Annotated in this window: 15 protein-coding genes; 10 read left to right on the top strand and 5 right to left on the bottom strand. The window is 62.4% G+C overall.

Annotated elements, in window-relative coordinates:
* Positions 1–59: 59 nt before the first annotated feature.
* The 3 genes from ACU8HS_RS27445 to fcl all read left to right on the top strand — a co-directional run bounded on the left by ACU8HS_RS27445 (position 60) and on the right by fcl (position 4,497).
* On the top strand, positions 60–2,267 hold the full coding sequence (locus tag ACU8HS_RS27445) for a GumC family protein (RefSeq protein ID WP_447016476.1): 2,208 nt from the start codon (positions 60–62) through the stop codon (positions 2,265–2,267).
* Positions 2,268–2,429: 162 nt separating this feature from the next.
* A complete protein-coding gene (gene gmd / locus ACU8HS_RS27440; protein WP_113414674.1) occupies positions 2,430–3,533 on the top strand; it encodes a GDP-mannose 4,6-dehydratase in 1,104 nt (367 codons plus the stop codon).
* Complete coding sequence (gene fcl / locus ACU8HS_RS27435; RefSeq protein WP_113414673.1) at positions 3,526–4,497, top strand: GDP-L-fucose synthase; 972 nt, start codon at positions 3,526–3,528, stop codon at positions 4,495–4,497. Before gmd ends, fcl begins: the two co-directional genes overlap by 8 nt.
* A gap of 13 nt (positions 4,498–4,510) precedes the next feature.
* Here fcl and ACU8HS_RS27430 read toward each other — a convergent pair whose 3' ends face one another.
* Positions 4,511–5,146 (bottom strand): GntR family transcriptional regulator, encoded by a 636-nt coding sequence (locus ACU8HS_RS27430; protein ID WP_113414672.1) that lies wholly within the window; start codon positions 5,144–5,146, stop codon positions 4,511–4,513.
* Between the two features lie 177 nt (positions 5,147–5,323).
* Here ACU8HS_RS27430 and ACU8HS_RS27425 point away from each other — a divergent pair, with 177 nt between their 5' ends.
* From ACU8HS_RS27425 to ACU8HS_RS27405, 5 genes are read left to right on the top strand one after another with little or no spacing between them, the layout of a single operon-like run.
* Complete coding sequence (locus tag ACU8HS_RS27425; RefSeq protein ID WP_447016132.1) at positions 5,324–6,748, top strand: M20 family metallopeptidase; 1,425 nt, start codon at positions 5,324–5,326, stop codon at positions 6,746–6,748.
* Positions 6,745–7,464, top strand: coding sequence for an ABC transporter permease subunit (locus tag ACU8HS_RS27420; RefSeq protein ID WP_113414671.1), 720 nt, complete (start codon positions 6,745–6,747; stop codon positions 7,462–7,464). Before ACU8HS_RS27425 ends, ACU8HS_RS27420 begins: the two co-directional genes overlap by 4 nt.
* On the top strand, positions 7,464–8,204 hold the full coding sequence (locus ACU8HS_RS27415; protein ID WP_112759038.1) for an ABC transporter permease: 741 nt from the start codon (positions 7,464–7,466) through the stop codon (positions 8,202–8,204). Before ACU8HS_RS27420 ends, ACU8HS_RS27415 begins: the two co-directional genes overlap by 1 nt.
* Positions 8,201–8,965 (top strand): ABC transporter ATP-binding protein, encoded by a 765-nt coding sequence (locus tag ACU8HS_RS27410; protein WP_113414670.1) that lies wholly within the window; start codon positions 8,201–8,203, stop codon positions 8,963–8,965. The genes ACU8HS_RS27415 and ACU8HS_RS27410 overlap by 4 nt, the downstream gene beginning before the upstream one ends.
* A gap of 35 nt (positions 8,966–9,000) precedes the next feature.
* The gene (locus ACU8HS_RS27405; protein ID WP_112759040.1) at positions 9,001–9,858 is read left to right on the top strand and encodes a transporter substrate-binding domain-containing protein; all 858 of its coding nucleotides are present in this window, start codon (positions 9,001–9,003) and stop codon (positions 9,856–9,858) included.
* A 54-nt stretch (positions 9,859–9,912) separates the two neighbouring features.
* On the opposite strand, the gene ACU8HS_RS27400 is transcribed toward ACU8HS_RS27405, so the two are convergent.
* Complete coding sequence (locus tag ACU8HS_RS27400; protein ID WP_447016131.1) at positions 9,913–11,370, bottom strand: catalase; 1,458 nt, start codon at positions 11,368–11,370, stop codon at positions 9,913–9,915.
* Positions 11,371–11,496: 126 nt separating this feature from the next.
* Here ACU8HS_RS27400 and ACU8HS_RS27395 point away from each other — a divergent pair, with 126 nt between their 5' ends.
* Positions 11,497–12,423 carry a LysR substrate-binding domain-containing protein gene (locus ACU8HS_RS27395; protein WP_447016130.1) on the top strand — a complete coding sequence of 309 codons (927 nt, stop codon included), beginning with the start codon at positions 11,497–11,499 and terminating at the stop codon, positions 12,421–12,423.
* A 184-nt stretch (positions 12,424–12,607) separates the two neighbouring features.
* Positions 12,608–12,985, top strand: coding sequence for a hypothetical protein (locus ACU8HS_RS27390; protein WP_112571669.1), 378 nt, complete (start codon positions 12,608–12,610; stop codon positions 12,983–12,985).
* Positions 12,986–12,993: 8 nt separating this feature from the next.
* On the opposite strand, the gene ACU8HS_RS27385 is transcribed toward ACU8HS_RS27390, so the two are convergent.
* From ACU8HS_RS27385 to ACU8HS_RS27375, 3 genes are all read right to left on the bottom strand, one after another.
* Entirely contained in the window at positions 12,994–13,923 is a 930-nt protein-coding gene (locus ACU8HS_RS27385) for an MYG1 family protein (protein ID WP_447016129.1), read from the bottom strand.
* 118 nt (positions 13,924–14,041) lie between these two features.
* The gene (locus ACU8HS_RS27380; protein ID WP_447016128.1) at positions 14,042–15,079 is read right to left on the bottom strand and encodes an L-idonate 5-dehydrogenase; all 1,038 of its coding nucleotides are present in this window, start codon (positions 15,077–15,079) and stop codon (positions 14,042–14,044) included.
* 9 nt (positions 15,080–15,088) lie between these two features.
* A complete protein-coding gene (locus tag ACU8HS_RS27375) occupies positions 15,089–16,495 on the bottom strand; it encodes a TRAP transporter large permease (RefSeq protein WP_112753476.1) in 1,407 nt (468 codons plus the stop codon).

The following is a 16,495-nucleotide window of genomic DNA, read 5'->3' as shown; positions in this document are numbered from 1 at the left end:
AAACGATCATTCTCACGCAGAACAGTCTTCTCTTCGTCCTGTTTTCTGCTGCCGTGCTGATGTTTGCGATCCGGTTTCCAACCGAAGCAAGGGGGCTGACGTCGGGCTTGCGGTTGCTGCGCCGGCGGATGGGGATGATCGTGGCTGTGATGGCGGTTGTGATGGCGGCCTCCATCGTGCTGATATCGGGGCTGAAGCCGGCTTACCATGCCGAGTCCCGGCTGATGATCCACAAGCCCCTGGCGACCGCGCTCAGCACAGGCGATGCCGGCGGCGATGCGCCGCTCAACGTCACCTCCGAGACCGAACGGCTTCTGTCCAGAAACGTGGCGGAACGGGTCATCCGCGACCTGCGGCTCGACGAGCGGCCGGAGTTCAACCCGGCCCTGCGCCAGGCCTCCGTCGTCGACAGGATCAGGGCAACGCTGCGGGGCCTCGTCAGCACCGACAGGCCGTCGCAGCCGGCCGGAGATACGATCGAGCCGGTCGTCCAGGCCTATTACAAGGCACTCAGCGTGTGGCGCGACGGCCAGAGCGACGTCGTTGAGATCGGCTTTACCGCCGGCGATCCCGAACTGGCCGCCGCCGTCCCCAACCGCCTCATCACCATCTATCTCGAAGAGCGCAGGGACAGTATCCGCTCCAGCCTGGACACGGCGGAAACTTGGATCGGCCAGCGCATCGCCGAACAGCAGGATCGCGCAAAAACCGCCCGCGATGCCGCCGACACCTATCAGCAGAGAATGGGTGTTGTTCCAGACGACGATGAGCAGAGCGAGCAGATCAAGGCGATCGTCGCACTGAGCGACCGGCAGACGAAGATCGCGCAAGACCGCACCGACATCACGGATACGATTGCCGCGCTGGAAGCCGCCCGCGACCCCTCCCTGGCCGCGCAGAACAAATCCATCCCCGACAGCATCGGCGTGATGCAGGCCGACCTTCGCGCCCAGCAGCAGGACCTTGCCCGTCTTCTCGACATCTATGGCAACGATGCCCCCGCCGTGGTCGACCTGCGAGCCCGGATCGACAAATCCCGCGCCGATCTCGGCGCCGCGATCGAACGCTACCTGCAGTCCCTGCGCGCCAGGCTGACCGCCCTTGACGATGAGGACCGGACGGTCCGCTCCGCACTGACGGCCGCCTACGAACAGCGCTCCCGTTCCGCATTGGCGCAGACCGAGCTGGTGCGGCTGCAGCGCATTGCCGACAAGGAGCAGGCCGCCCTCGACAAGCTCGAGGAACAGCGCCGCGGCCTGGCCGGGCAGGCCATGCTGCCGGGCGCCGAACTGGAGGTCCTGTCACCGGCGGCCGTGCCGCTTGTGCCGCAGGGGCGCAGCCGGCTGTTCTATCTGATCGGCGCCTTCTTCGCTTCGGTCTCCGTTGCGGTGACGGCCGCCTTCGTGGTCGAGATGATGGACCGGACGGTGCGCAGCTTCGACCAGATCTCCACGATGGGCCGCATCGTGCCGGCCGGCTTCGTCCCGCATCTGCGGCGCAAGGAGCGCAGGGATCCCTCCAGGCTGTTCGGCCAGACGCAGATCGGCATGTTCGACGAAGCCATCCGCACCGTGATGATCTCGCTCAAACAGGCCAATGGCGGCAAGCTGCCGCACTCCATCGCCGTGACCTCGGCCCATAGCGGCGAAGGCAAGTCGCTGGTGGCCGGATCGCTGGCCATCGAACTGGCCGCCAACGGAACGCCGGTGCTGCTCGTCGACAGCGACATCCGGCGCGGCCATCTCGACACGCTGTTCAGGTCCGGCCTGAAACAGGGGCTGAACGAGTTCCTGAGCGGACAGGCCGCCCTTGAGGACGTCGTCCACCATCATCCGAGCGGGATCGACTTCATCCCGGCCGGCAGTCCCCGCCTGCAGCGGCGCGTGCGGCTGACCGACGTGGCCGAGATCATCGAGATGGCCCGCGCCCGAGGCCAGGTCGTCATCTTCGACAGCGCGCCGGTGCTCGCCTCGGCCGACACCATGCATCTGACGGCGCTGACGGAGCGCACGCTGATGGTCGTGCAATGGGCAAAGACCAGCCGCCGCGCTGCCGAATTCTGCCTGCAGCAGCTCAGGAGCGCCCGCAACGCCGACATCGTCGTCGCCATCAACAATGTCAAACCCAAGCGACACGCCAAATACAACTTCCGCGACTCCGAGTTGTACGCAAGGTCGCTGATGGCCTATCAGAATTTCGAGCTATCGCCGATCGCGGCATGGTTCACCCTGCGCTGGCTGCACCCGTATCTGGGGATGCAAAAATGACCGCCAGGCCCCTCGATCACCCGCATCACAGTCAAGGCCGGAACCGCACGTTCAGGCGGCCAACGCTCTGCCGATGGCACTCGACGAGGCATTGCGCCTGTTCGGCGCACGACAGCATCCGCCTCTCAGAAACAGCGTTAGTATTCGAGTTGGAGAACGATCATGGATACCGGCATGAGACATAACAGGAAAGTTGCACTGATTACCGGGGTAACAGGTCAGGACGGTGCCTATCTGGCCGAATTGCTCCTGGATAAGGGCTATATTGTCCACGGCATCAAACGGCGGTCGTCGTCCTTCAATACCAATCGCATCGAACATCTCTACGAGGATCCGCATGTCGAGAATCCGCGCTTCATCCTGCACTATGGGGACATGACCGACGCGACAAACCTCATCCGGGTCGTCCAGGAAACGCAGCCCGACGAGATCTACAATCTTGCCGCACAAAGCCACGTTCAGGTGTCCTTCGAGACGCCGGAATATACGGCCAACGCGGACGGAACCGGCACGCTGCGGCTGCTTGAAGCCATTCGCCTTCTGGGCTTGACCAGGAAAACCCGTTTCTATCAGGCATCGACCTCGGAACTCTACGGCAAGGTCCAGGCAGTGCCGCAGAACGAGACGACGCCATTCTACCCGCGATCGCCCTATGCCGCCGCCAAGCTCTATGCCTACTGGATCGTGGTCAACTATCGCGAGGCCTATGGCATGCATGCATCGAACGGCATCCTGTTCAACCATGAAAGCCCGATCCGCGGCGAAACCTTCGTGACGCGCAAGATAACCCGCGCGGCGGCGGCCATCCACCTCGGCCTCCAGGACCGGCTCTATCTCGGCAATCTGGATGCCAAGCGCGACTGGGGACATGCGCGCGAATATGTCCGCGGCATGTGGCTGATGCTGCAGCAGGACGAACCGGAGGACTATGTTCTAGCAACCGGCGAGACCCACACCGTCCGCTCCTTTGTCGAGAAGGCCTTTGCCAGGGTAGGCATGCCGATCGACTGGCGTGGCGAAGGTATCGAGGAAAAGGGCTACGACACCATATCCGGCCGCTGTGTGGTGGAGATCGATCCGGCCTACTTCCGGCCCACGGAAGTCGATCTCCTGCTCGGCGATCCCACCAAGGCGCGCACGAAACTCGGCTGGAAACACGAGATCAGCCTCGATCAACTGGTTTCGGAAATGGTTCGCGAGGACCTGAAAGTCATGGCCCGCAACGTTCCGGCGGTCGGCGCGAACAAGGGCCTTGTCCATGCCTGAGGTGATCTACAGCCTTGCCGGAAAGAGGATCTATGTCGCGGGCCATCGCGGCATGGTGGGTTCTGCGATCGTGCGTCGCCTCGCGACCGAGGGCTGCGAAATCCTGACTGCCACGCACGCCGAGCTCGATCTCAGACGGCAGGATCAGGTGGAGGCATGGATGGAGAAGAATCGTCCCGATGCCGTTTTCCTGGCGGCTGCCAAAGTCGGCGGTATTCTCGCCAATGATACCTATCCGGCCGACTTCCTCTACGACAACCTGATCCTCGAGGCGAACGTCATCCACGCCGCTTACGAAGTCGGCGTCGAAAAGCTGATGTTTCTGGGTTCGTCCTGCATCTATCCGAAATTCGCGGATCAGCCGATCGTCGAAGATGCCCTTCTGACGGGAGCGCTCGAACCCACGAATGAATGGTACGCAATCGCCAAGATTGCCGGATTGAAGCTATGTGCCGCCTACCGAAGACAGCACGGCAAGGATTTCATCTCGGCCATGCCCACCAATCTTTATGGGCCGGGCGACAATTTCGACCTCGATTCAAGCCATGTCATGCCGGCCCTGATCCGCAAGGCGCACGAGGCCAAGATCAACGGCGAGAAGCAGATCCGCATCTGGGGCACCGGAACGCCGCTGCGCGAGTTCCTGCATGTCGATGATTGCGCTGACGCCTGCATCCATCTCATGAAGACCTATTCGGCCGAAAGTCACGTAAACGTGGGTTCAGGGGAAGACATTGCCATCCTCGAACTGGCAGGGCTCGTTGCGGAGATCGTCGGCTTCGAAGGCGAAATCACGCGGGACCTTGGCAAGCCCGACGGCACACCGCGCAAGCTGATGAGTGCCGAAAAGCTGCACACCCTTGGCTGGTCGCCGAAAATAGGCCTGAAGGAGGGCATAGCCGATGCCTATCGCTCCTTCCTGAAGGGGCACTATCTTGAGCGCCATAACGAGGCTGCCGAGTAGCGGCAGCCGACGTTCAGCCCTGAAGGATATGCTGTCGCACCAGTTCCTTCAGATGCTCCGTATCGCCGGCTTCGATCGCATCGATCATCAGGTGGTGCTCCCGGCTCGACTGCTCCACGCGCGCACGCGTGCGCCACTGGGAAACCGGCGCCGATGACGTCCGCTGGCGAATTTCCGTGATGAGGTCGACCAGTTCCTGATTGCCGCCGAGGACCAGCAACTGGCGATGGAAGGCAAGATTTGCCTCGTAAAGTTCCAGCATCGTGCCGTTCAGCACCATGAAGTCGAAATGCTGGGCAAGCCCGCGCAGATTGGTGATATCGGCCGGCGACGCCTTCTGAACGATGGTTCCGGCGATCGCCGTTTCCAGGATGATGCGGATCTCGCTGACTTCCCGTGCGCGCCGCCCATCCGGCTCGTAGACGTGGTAGCCACGGTTCGGCACATGTTCCACGAGCCGCTTCTGGGCAAGGCGATCAAGCGCCCGGCGCACTTCGGGCCGCGTACAATTATACCGCCGCTCGAGATCGATCTGCTTCAACCAGGTCCCCGGCAGAAGCACGCCGGCCAGGATGTCCTGAAGCACGAGGTCCGTTACGTCGCGCCCGCTGGACGTTCCCTGCCCCGAATCCATCACGACATCCGCCATTCGAATTTCCCCTCACTATCTGCATCGATACCACGGGCTGCTGCGTGTCCGTAAGGCAGCCCGAACAGTTTGCCGTGATGAAAATTTATTCGTGCACATGGATTGCGCATAAATTTTTTGTATCCTAAATTGGCGCCAATTTTGGATACTATGCAAAATGAAGCTGTTTTGGAAGCCATGAAAAACTCGGACGCCGTGTGGGACATCGTCGAAGCCAAGCGCGAAGCCTTCTTTGCGCTCAGCGACCGGATATGGGATATGCCGGAGACGAATTATGAGGAGTATCGCTCCTCCGAAGAGCATGCCCGCCAGCTGGAAGCGGAAGGGTTCCGTGTCGAACGCGGCGTCGCGGGATTGCCGACCGCTGTGATGGGTGAAGCCGGAGAAGGTGGTCCGGTCATTGCGATCCTCGGAGAATTCGATGCGCTCCCGGGGCTTAGCCAGGAGGCCGGTGTCGCCGAAAAGCGCGAGTTGACGGTAAACGGCAATGGCCACGGATGCGGCCACAACATGCTGGGTGCCGGGTCGATGCTGGCGGCAGCTGCGGTAAAGGATTTTCTCGCCGCAAACGGCCTCAAGGGCCGTGTACGCTACTACGGCTGCCCGGCAGAAGAAGGCGGCTCGTCCAAGGGTTTCATGGTCCGCGCAGGCGTCTTCGACGATGTCGACATTGCCATCTCCTGGCACCCGGCCGCCTTTGCCGGCGTCAACAATCCCGTCTCGCTTGCCTGCAACGAGATCAACTTCCATTTCACCGGCCGCTCCTCGCATGCCTCGGCAACGCCGCATCTCGGCCGCAGCGCGCTTGATGCCGTCGAGCTGATGAATGTCGGCGTCAACTATATGCGCGAGCATATGCCCTCGACTGCACGCATCCACTATGCCGTGACCGATACCGGCGGTTCGGCGCCCAATGTGGTCCAGGCACGCGCGACGGTGCGCTACCTCATCCGGGCGCGGAACCTGCCCGAACTCCTGTCGCTCGTCGCTCGCGTCAAGAAGGTGGCAGAGGGAGCCGCCCTCATGACCGAGACGTCCGTGCGCAGCGAAGTGATAAGCGGCGACGCCAATCTCGTCGGCAATGTTCCGCTTGAAGAGCTGATGTTTGCCAATCTCGAACGCCTTGGCCCGCCCGTCTTCGACGACGACGACCGGGCACGTGCCCGGATGTTCCAGGCGACGATGAGCGCCGAGGATATCGCCGCCTCCTATGCCCGCTTCGGACTGAAGGCGAAGAAGGACCAGCCGCTCTGCGAGGAAATCTTTCCGCTCTATGCCGGTGACAGCACGATCGTCGGCTCCACCGATGTCGGCAGCGTCAGCTGGGTCGTGCCGACGGTCCAGATGCGCGGCGCGACCTACGCGATCGGCACGCCCGGCCACTCCTGGCAGCTTGTCGCCCAGGGCAAGCTGCCTGCGGCCCACAAGGGTACGGAACATGCGGCAAAGGTCATGGCGAGCACCGCCATCGACCTGATCCGCAATCCGGCTCTCATCGAGGCGGCCAAGGCGGACCTCAGGAGCCGTCTTGACGGGACGCCCTTCGTCAATCCGATCCCGGATAACGTTCAGCCACCGCTGCCGGAGAAACAGGCATCATGAATCAGCCCGGCATCCTCGAGCTCATAAGCTTCGGCCCCGACGGATGGGGCAAGGCGCTGATGGCCGGCGCGTGGATGACGATTCTGGTGGCGCTTGCCGGTTATGCCATCGGCGCCGTCATCGGCACCTTCGGTGCCTGGGCGAAGATTTCGGGCGGCCGCGGCCTTCGCATCGCCGCCGATACCTATACGACGGTCCTTCGCGGCATACCTGATCTCCTGGTCATCTACCTCTTCTATTTCGGAGGCAGTGCCGCCGTTACAGCGCTCGGCCGGCTCTTCGGCGCTGAAGGATTCCTCGGCTTTCCAGGGTTCCTCGCCGGATCGCTCGCCGTCGGCGTCACGTCAGGTGCGCAATTTACCGAGGTCTTTCGCGGTGCGTTCAAGGCAGTGCATGCGGGTGAAATCGAGGCGGCGATCGCCTGCGGCATGGGCCGCTCACTGCGTTTCCGCCGCATCGTCGCGCCGCTGACGCTGCGGCATGCATTGCCGGGCCTCGGAAACGTCTGGCAGGTCGTCCTGAAAGAATCCGCGCTCGTCTCCATCACCGGCGTCGCCGAACTGCTGCGCCAGACACAGGTTGCGGCGGGCTCGACCGGCCTGCCTTTCGATTTTTATGTCGTTGCGGGGGCCATCTACCTCATCATTTCAACCGGTTCCGGCCTTTTCCTGCGGCTGGCCGAAAGACACTTCTCTCGCGGCGTGAGGAGAGGCTGATGGATTGGCAATTTCTCGCCGAGACCTTCGTCAGTCTTGTTTCGGCCGTCCCGCTGACGCTTGAACTCGCCGCGACCTCGATCGCGCTCGGGGCTGTTCTGGCGCTCGCAATCGCGCTTTGCCGGCTCTCCGGCATCGCCATACTCGAATGGTTTGCGCGCGCCTACGTCTTCATATTCCGCGGCACGCCGCTGCTCGTGCAGATCTTCCTCATCTATTACGGGCTCGGCCAGTTTCCCGAAGTCCGGCACAGCATCTTCTGGCCGTTCCTGCGCCAGGCCTATTGGTGTGCCGTTCTTGCACTGACCATGAACACGGCAGCCTATGCCAGCGAGATCATTCGGGGCGGGCTTCTGTCAGTTCCCTTCGGCCAGATCGAGGCGGCGCGGGCCTGCGGCATGCCCCGTTTCATGCAGTTCCGCCGCATCGTCCTGCCGCTCGCCATCCGGCAGGCGCTGCCGGCTTACTCGAACGAGATGATCTCCATGGTGAAGGCCACATCGCTCGCCTCGATCATCACCTTGATGGAAGTGACCGGCGTCGCCGCCAGGATCATTTCCGAGACCTACCGGGCGATCGAAGTGTTCGTCGTGGCAGGCGCCATCTATCTGGCAATCAACTTCCTGCTGACGCGCCTCGTCCATCTCGTCGAATATTGGCTGAGCCCGCATCTGCGCCAGCCCGTCCCCCACCATCCGGTGGCGCCCACCGCATCCGCACTCGAAGGAGACGCCCGATGACTGCGCCGATCGCGCTCAGCGTGAAGGATCTGCACAAGAGCTTTGGACCCGTCGAGGTTCTCAAAGGCATCTCGCTCGATGCCCATGAAGGCGATGTCGTCTCGATCCTCGGCTCCTCCGGCTCCGGCAAATCCACCTTCCTGCGCTGCATCAATCTTCTCGAGACGCCGAATTCCGGTTCGGTAACGGTTGCCGGCGAGACGATCCGCATGGTGGCCAACTGCAAGGGCGGCAGCAGGCCGGCCGAACGCCGGCAGGTGGACCGTATCCGCTCCCAGCTCGGCATGGTGTTTCAGAGCTTCAATCTCTGGTCCCACAAGACGGTGCTCGAAAACGTCATCGAAGCGCCGGTACATGTGCTCGGTCGCCCGAAAGCCGAATGCATCGAGGAAGCCGAGGCGCTGCTCGCCAAGGTCGGCATTGCCGAAAAGCGCAATTTTTATCCCTCGCATCTTTCCGGCGGCCAGCAGCAGCGCGCAGCAATCGCACGCGCGCTCGCCATGCGACCGAAGGTGATGCTCTTCGACGAGCCGACGTCTGCGCTCGATCCCGAACTGGTCGGCGAAGTTCTGCGCGTCATGCGTGCGCTTGCAGAAGAAGGCCGCACGATGCTGGTCGTCACCCATGAAATGGGCTTCGCCCGCGACGTCTCGAGCCGGGTCGTCTTCCTGCACAAGGGCGTCGTCGAAGAAGATGGCAGGCCGCAGGAGGTCTTCGCCAATTCACGGTCAGACCGTTTCCGCCAGTTCATCAGCCAATAGTTTTCTCAGCCCAACAAAGAAAAGGGGAGCAAAATATGACATTCTTCTCACGGATTCTGATGGCAACATCAGCCGCGGCCATCATCGCGACGGCCGGTATCGCACATGCCGAAGACAAGAAGTGGACGACGGTGACGATCGCCACCGAAGGCGCTTTCAAGCCCTATAATTTCACCAAGCCGGACGGAACGCTCGACGGTTACGAGATCGAACTGACCAAATATCTCTGCGATCACATGAAGGTCGAGTGCAAGATCGTCGTCCAGAATTTCGACGGCATGATCCCCGCACTCAACGCCGGCAAGTTCGACGCCATCATCTCCGGCATGTCGGCGACGGCCAAGCGCGAAGAGGTTATCGCCTTCAGCGATTCCTACGGCTCCACCGGCCAGGCCTTCGCGACCTCGAAGACGAGCGATCTCGCCAACCTGCCGGAAAAGGGTGAAGTCTTCTCGCTCGCCAGCGATGAAGCCGGTGCCGCCGCCGAGATCGAGAAGATCAAGCCGGCGCTGCAGGGCAAGACGATCGGTGTGCAGACCGCCTCGACCGCAGCCGCTTTCGTCGACAAGTATCTGAAGGGTGTCGTCGAGGTCCGCGAGTACAAAACGACCGAAGAGCATGATCTCGATCTCAAGGCCGGCCGTGTCGATATCGTCATGGCGTCCATGGCCTATCTGACGACGGCATCGCAGAAGCCGGGCAACGAAGACATGACGACTGCCGGCCCGCGCTTCCAGGGCGGCTTCCTCGGTCGCGGCAGCTCCGTCGGCCTGCGCAAGGGCGATACCGAGCTGAAGGCAATGTTCAACGACGCGATCGCAGCCGCAAAGGCCGATGGCACGATCAAGACCCTGTCGGAAAAGTGGTTCGGCTTCGACGTTACGCCGAAGTGAGCCGATCCTGAAACGATGCCCGGCGAGCGCTGCTCGCCGGGTATTCTCTGCGCATCAGCCTGCGGCGAGACGAGCGACCGCTTCGGCAACACCTTTGCCGTAATCCGGATCGGCTTTTGTACAGTTGTCGATGTGCCGCTGTTTGACCTCGGCTCGGGCGTCGCCCATCGCACGCGCGGTATTGTCGAACAGAACCTGCTTCTGGGCTGGCGTCATCATCCTGAAGAGATCGCCGGGCTGCTGGTAGTGGTCATCGTCGATCCGGTGATCCCAATGGTCGGCTGCGCCTGAGAGTTCGAGCGGTGGCTCGTTGAGCTGCGGCTGGTCGGCCCATTCCCCCTTGCTGTTCGGCCAATAGGTCGGCGTGCCGCCGAGATTGCCGTCGGTGCGCATGGCGCCATCGCGATGATAGCTGTGAACCGGGCAGCGCGGAGCGTTGACCGGAATGTGATGGTGGTTGACGCCAAGGCGATAACGCTGGGCATCGCCATAAGAAAACAGACGCGCCTGAAGCATTTTGTCGGGCGAATAGCCGATGCCCGGAACGATGTTTGCCGGCGTGAAGGCCGCCTGTTCGATCTCGGCGAAGACGTTACCGGGATTGCGGTTGAGTTCCATCACGCCAACCTCGATCAGCGGAAACTCCTTCTTCGGCCAGACCTTGGTGAGATCGAACGGATTGAACCTGAAGCTTTTCGCCTGCGCTTCCGTCATGACCTGGATGAACAGCGTCCATCGCGGGAAATCGCCGCGGCCGATGCTGTCGAAGAGATCGCGGTGATGCGATTCACGGTCCCGGCCGATGAGCGCCTCGGCTTCGGCATCGGACAGGTTCTCAATGCCTTGCTGGGTGCGAAAGTGGAACTTCACCCAGGTCCGTTCGTTGGCGGCGTTGATGAAGCTGTAAGTATGGCTGCCGAAGCCATGCATGTGGCGATAGCTCTTCGGGATACCGCGCTCGCTCATGACGATCGTGACCTGGTGGAGCGCTTCCGGCAGCAGGGACCAGAAGTCCCAATTGCTGTCGGCCGACCGCATGCCCGTATGCGGATCGCGCTTGATGGCATGGTTGAGATCGGGGAAGCGAAGGGGATCGCGGAAGAAGAAGACCGGTGTGTTGTTGCCGACCACATCCCAGTTCCCCTCCTCCGTATAGAAGCGCAGCGCAAAGCCGCGAATATCGCGTTCGGCGTCAGCCGCTCCGCGCTCGCCGGCAACCGTGGAAAACCGCACGACCATCGGCGTCTGCTTGCCGATCTCGGAGAATATCTTCGCCTTCGTATAGCGCGTGACATCGTGTGTTACCGTGAATGTCCCGTGGGCGCCCGCGCCTTTGGCATGCATGCGGCGCTCAGGGATCACTTCTCTTGCGAAATGGGCAAGCTTTTCGATGAGCCAGACATCCTGCAGCAATGCCGGCCCGCGCGGGCCTGCCGTCTGGATGTTGACGTTGTCGCTGACGGGCGTGCCGTTGGCGTGGGTGAGATGCGGTCGGGTCGGATCAGAGGTCATGAAGCGCTCCAGTGGTTGAATATCCGAGCCCAACTTGCCAATTGCGTTTCATCAGGTGAATGATATTAATTCTATCCCATTAATAGTTGATAACTATAGATTGCGCCAACCGGTGGAGTTGCTGCCGTGAAGACCTCCATAAACCTGAGCGGCCTGTCTCTGCGGGACCTCGAATATGTCGTCGCAATCGCGGAACATGGCAGCTTCGTCCGCGCGTCTGAAATCTGCGGCGTCGCCCAGCCATCCCTGTCCAGCCAGGTCCGGAAGCTGGAAGCCTGGACGGGCGTCACGATCTTCGAGCGGACCACCCGCAAAGTGATCGTCACAGCCGAGGGGCAGAGATTTGTGGAGCAGGCGCGCAAAGTGCTGGGCGAAGCGCGCACGCTCCTGGCCGTCGTGCGGGCATCCGACGAACCCTTCGGAGGATCTCTGCGGCTTGCGGCAATCGCGACGCTCGGCCCCTACCTCTTCCCCCGGATCGTCGGACGGTTCAGAAAGGATTTCCCTCGCCTGAAACTCAATCTCGGCGAGGGCCTGACGGACCGATTGGTCGAGCAATTGCTCGCCGGCGAGCTCGATGCGGTCTTGCTGTCACTGCCGCAAGATCAGCGGCTGCTCACCACCACCCCGTTGTTCGTCGAGCCTTTCCTGCTCGCCGCGCCCGAGGGACATCCCGCCAGCCGGTCGGGCGGTCCGGGTTGGCAAGCCCTGGAAGGGAGCGAGCGGCTTCTCCTCGACGAAGGACATTGCCTGCGAGAACAGGCGCTTGCGGCCTGCTCGCCATCGGAGGCGGCGACCCGTCACGCCACCAGCCTCGAAACCCTGAAATATATGGTGGCAGCCGGCGAAGGATGTACGCTCGTACCAGCGCTCGCGCGAACCGAGGGGGCTCCCATCCACTACAGCCCGCTGTCCGAGCGCCGTTATACGCGATCGATAGCGCTTGCCTGGCGCCGGAGCGATCCGCGCGACGCAGAGTTTCGCGACCTCGCTCTCTGGCTGCAGCGCGCAGCCTTGGCACTTGACCAGCGACTGCGCCTTGCCGACGGTTAACCGGCCCGGTCGGTCGCCGGCGGTTCCGTGCCTGTGTGCCGAAAGTCGGGTGTCGGGGAACAACCGGCGAGAAATTTCGATGGATAGGGTCTTGCCACGCTCGCCAGGCAGCGCCTACATCGCCATTCGTGTGGCGACCTGAAACCCGGCCTTGCGGCGGGATCACTACGAAGGAGAGCCGGCCATGGCCAATCTTCCCGATATGACGAAACATCGCGGCTTTCCGTCGGGAATGCCGGGAAGCGGCATCCAGTTCACCATCCGCCGCGCCAATCCGAGGGGGGTGACACCGATCAAGGCTCTGCCCCGCCGCGCCCGGCCCGGTACGGCAGAACACAGGGTCGACGCAGCCTTCCTGCATGCGCTCTGGCATCATTTCGGCGCGGAGCCCTTCGAGCGCGGCAATCTGGACGCGGCTCGGCTCAACCTGCTCTTCGGACGCGAAGTCGTGGCTGCCGACAAGGATTTCGATCCGATGTCTTATGAGGCGATGCTTGTCATCAACGAAAAGCTGGCGCGCCAGAATTTCCCGGAAGCGTTCGAAGACGTCATGGAAGTTTGAGGAGAGCGTTAGCCGGCAAGCGGATGCGCCTGCTCTACGGCAATTTGCGCCATCGCAAGGGCTGCCTCTCGGGTCTTTGCGGCCGCGACGAAGCGCCCCTTGTGGCAGAAAGTGGCTCCCTCTACGCCGCAGGCGCGCTCGAGTTCCCGGCCGGTCAGTCCTGCCCAGGCCTCCGGCAGATCGGCGCGTAGCTCGAAACCCTCGTCAGCACGGCGAATGCCCGTCAGGCACCAGTCGTTTTCCCGGGGGTGAACGACGAAGAGCAGATGATCGGCCTTCGCCCTGACGATCGCCGCCCGGAAGGGCATGCCCATCGGCAGCTCGAGGACGCGCTGCTGACCCGCCTCGCCGATCGCTTTGAGAACAAGGGCTTCGGCGCGCAGCTTGGCATCCTGCGTTGCGATGCCGGCCTCCACGAAGCTTCGTGCGATCGAAAGGGCGGCATGGAACGCCCGGTCGTCGGCATCGGGATCCTTGGCGTCGAAAACCGGCTTCAGGGTTTCCAGGAGAGCGGGCAGCGTCAGGCCGCCCAGTTCGCCCACGATGGAGGGATCAAGCGCTCCATTGTCGGTCAGATCGACCGGCAGGACGAACTTGGCATCGAACGCGGCGTGTACCGCGGAAATATGCCTCTCCGGCACGCCCAGTTCTGCGAGATAACCGGCCCCGTAATGTTTCCAGATCAGGCCGAAGGAACTGTAGGGCCTTCCATCCTCGCGCACGGGCGCACCGCGCTGATGGTGATCGAAAATACCGGCGGCGGGATCATAAAGCCCGCCGACATCATAGATGATGCGGTCGGCACCGGGGGTGGTCCATTCGGCGTTCCGGCTGCGAACGATCCTTGCCTCGGGGAACAGGCGGGTCAGGACGACGCTCGAAAGCAGCTCATCCGCGTGGAAGCCGCCGGAATGCGTAACCAGGTATGAAGGGGTCATTGTCAGATGCGTCTCTCTGAACCGGAAATGTGTTGTCCGTGGTGATAGCCCGTGGCGACCATCAACTCAACACCAACAGCGCCTTGCCGGCCGGCGCGCTCAGGACCGCCGTTCAGCCTCACGGGAAGGTCAGCTGGACCTTGCATGCCAGCGAACGGTCGCCGGCGATGTCGAAGGCCGAAGAGGCCTCTTCGAGCGGCAGGCTGTGGCTGATGATCGGCCGCACATCGATGCTCCCGCGCGAAATGAGATCGACGGCGACACCGAATTCCTCGTGAAAGCGCTGAGTGCCGTGGATGTGAAGCTCCTTGCCGACGATGGCATTGAGAGGCACCGGCACATCGCCTGAGACGCCGACCTGGACAATGGTGCCGCGCGGCCGGACCGCCGCAATCGCGCTGTGAATGGCCGGAGCGGCAGCAGAACATTCGAAGACGAGATCGAAATGGCCCTTTCCCGTCTGGAACTCGGCAAGAGCGGCCGCATCCCGCGTCACATTGATCGTGCGGCTGGCGCCCATGGCATTGGCCCGCGCGAGCGCCGCATCGGCAAGGTCGGTGACGACGATTTCGCTTGCCTGATAATAGCTGGCGACCGCAACCATCAGCGAGCCGATCGGTCCGGCCCCCGTCACCAGGACTTTCTTGCCGGCAATGCCGGGCGCGCGCGATGCGGCATGCAGGCAGACGGACAGAGGTTCGCTGCAGGCCGCTTCCGCCGGCGTGGTCGAGGCAGCGACTTCAAAACATTGTCCGGCCGGCACGACCAGCCATTCACGGAACATCCCCTGCTCGTGCGGCAGGCGCATCGCGCTTCCCATGAAGCGCATTTCCAGGCAATGGATCGGCAGCCCGCTGCTGCAATATTCGCAGGTTCCGCAGGGCTGGCTCGGATTGACCGCAACGAGGGTGCCGACCTTCAGGTCCACCCCCTCGCCGGCCAATTCCACCGTTCCCGACGCTTCGTGGCCGGGTATCATCGGTTCGCGAACCCGGACCGGTCCGAAACCGCCATCCTGGTAATAATGCAGGTCGGAGCCGCAGATACCTGCGGCCGCCATCTTCAGCAGCACCTCGCCTGGACCGGGTGCGGCAACCGGAGCGGTCTCGATCCTCAGATCGCCCTTTGCATAAAGCCGTGCCAGACGCGTCTGCATTGCATCCTCCTATTTCAGAAGCCCAAGCTGCTGCGGCAGCCACAGCGATACCGAGGGGACGAAGGTGATCAGGATCAAGGCGATGAACAGCGGCGCAAGCCAGGGCAGGATCGCCATCGTCGTGCGCTCCACCGATAGTTTCGCCACCCGCGACAGCACGAAAAGCACCATGCCGAGCGGCGGATGAAGCAGGCCGATCATCAGGTTCAGCGTCATGATCAGGCCGAACTGCACCGGATCGATGCCGAATTTCGCAACGATCGGCAGAAGGATCGGCACGAGGATCGTGATGGCCGCGATCGTATCGAGGAAGCAGCCGACGAAGAGCATCAGCAGGTTCACGAGGATCAGGAACACCCACTTGTTGTCGGTGATCGACAGGATCGCGTCGGACAGAAGCTGTGCCGCCTGGCTCACCGTCAGCAGCCACGCGAAGACCGAAGCCGCCGTGACGATGAAGAGAACGGAAGCCGTCGTCTCGATCGTGTCGAAGCTCGCCTTGGCAAGCGTCGAAAGCGTCATCGTGCGATAGCGCACCAAGCCGAGGAACAGCGACCAGAGAACGGCGGCGACGGCCGCTTCCGTCGGCGTGAACCAGCCCATCGTCATGCCGCCGATCAGGATGACCGGCGTCATCAGCGCCATGACGGCAGAAAAGCGGAAATACCAGTCGAGTGCCAGAAGCACGACAAGAGCAATGCCCGCCGCCGCGTTCATCGACAATCCCGATCGCATCATCAGGTAGATCGCGAGCGGCACCAGCAGTACAACGACGATCTCCAGTCCCGCCGAAAGGAGTTGTCTGATATCGAACGGCGCATCGGAGCCCCACCGTTTCGCATAGGCGAAGGCCGCGACGGTGATCATCATCAGCAGCGTCATGACGACGCCCGGCAGGATGCCGGCCATGAAGAGGGCGCCGATCGAGACATTCGCCATCATGCCGTAGATCACGAAGGGCAAGGATGGCGGGAAGATCGGGCCGAGCGTGGCGGACGCCGCCGTCACCCCGACGGCAGCCTCGACCGGATAACCGTGATCCTTCATCGCCTTGATTTCGATCGTGCCGATACCGGCCGCATCGGCAAGTGCCGTACCGGACATGCCGGAGAAGATGACCGAGCCGATAATGTTGACCTGCGCGAGGCCGCCCTTCATCCAGCCGACGAGCGCGACGGCGAAGGAATAGATACGGCCGGTGACACCCGCCGAATTCATGAGGTTGCCGGCGAGGATGAAGAAGGGAACGGCGAGCAGCGGGAAGCTCTCGACACCCGCGATCATGCGCTGGGCGACGATGATGTCAGGCGCAACGCCGTAGAGGACGATATAGAGAACCGATGCGACGGCCATCGAGATTGCGACGGGCACGCCGATCAGCATCAGCAGCAGAAACGAGCCAAGCAGGAGCAGCAT

This window comes from Rhizobium sp. KDH_Rht_773_N (assembly GCF_052946295.1).
The sequence above is the reverse complement of the archived record's forward strand: the minus strand, read 5'-3'. Positions and strand labels throughout refer to the sequence as shown.

Bases quoted from the DNA above. Each gene is read 5' to 3' on its own strand.
- ACU8HS_RS27420 (WP_113414671.1), top strand. From the start codon at position 6,745: ATGAATCAGCCCGGCATCCTCGAGCTCATAAGCTTCGGCCCCGACGGA.
- ACU8HS_RS27410 (WP_113414670.1), top strand. From the start codon at position 8,201: ATGACTGCGCCGATCGCGCTCAGCGTGAAGGATCTGCACAAGAGCTTT.
- ACU8HS_RS27430 (WP_113414672.1), bottom strand. From the start codon at position 5,146: ATGGCGGATGTCGTGATGGATTCGGGGCAGGGAACGTCCAGCGGGCGC.
- ACU8HS_RS27400 (WP_447016131.1), bottom strand. From the start codon at position 11,370: ATGACCTCTGATCCGACCCGACCGCATCTCACCCACGCCAACGGCACG.
- ACU8HS_RS27390 (WP_112571669.1), top strand. From the start codon at position 12,608: ATGGCCAATCTTCCCGATATGACGAAACATCGCGGCTTTCCGTCGGGA.
- ACU8HS_RS27405 (WP_112759040.1), top strand. From the start codon at position 9,001: ATGACATTCTTCTCACGGATTCTGATGGCAACATCAGCCGCGGCCATC.
- fcl (WP_113414673.1), top strand. From the start codon at position 3,526: ATGCCTGAGGTGATCTACAGCCTTGCCGGAAAGAGGATCTATGTCGCG.
- ACU8HS_RS27425 (WP_447016132.1), top strand. From the start codon at position 5,324: ATGAAAAACTCGGACGCCGTGTGGGACATCGTCGAAGCCAAGCGCGAA.
- gmd (WP_113414674.1), top strand. From the start codon at position 2,430: ATGGATACCGGCATGAGACATAACAGGAAAGTTGCACTGATTACCGGG.
- ACU8HS_RS27415 (WP_112759038.1), top strand. From the start codon at position 7,464: ATGGATTGGCAATTTCTCGCCGAGACCTTCGTCAGTCTTGTTTCGGCC.
- ACU8HS_RS27385 (WP_447016129.1), bottom strand. From the start codon at position 13,923: ATGACCCCTTCATACCTGGTTACGCATTCCGGCGGCTTCCACGCGGAT.
- ACU8HS_RS27445 (WP_447016476.1), top strand. From the start codon at position 60: ATGTTTGCGATCCGGTTTCCAACCGAAGCAAGGGGGCTGACGTCGGGC.
- ACU8HS_RS27380 (WP_447016128.1), bottom strand. From the start codon at position 15,079: ATGCAGACGCGTCTGGCACGGCTTTATGCAAAGGGCGATCTGAGGATC.
- ACU8HS_RS27375 (WP_112753476.1), bottom strand. From the start codon at position 16,495: ATGCTGCTCCTGCTTGGCTCGTTTCTGCTGCTGATGCTGATCGGCGTG.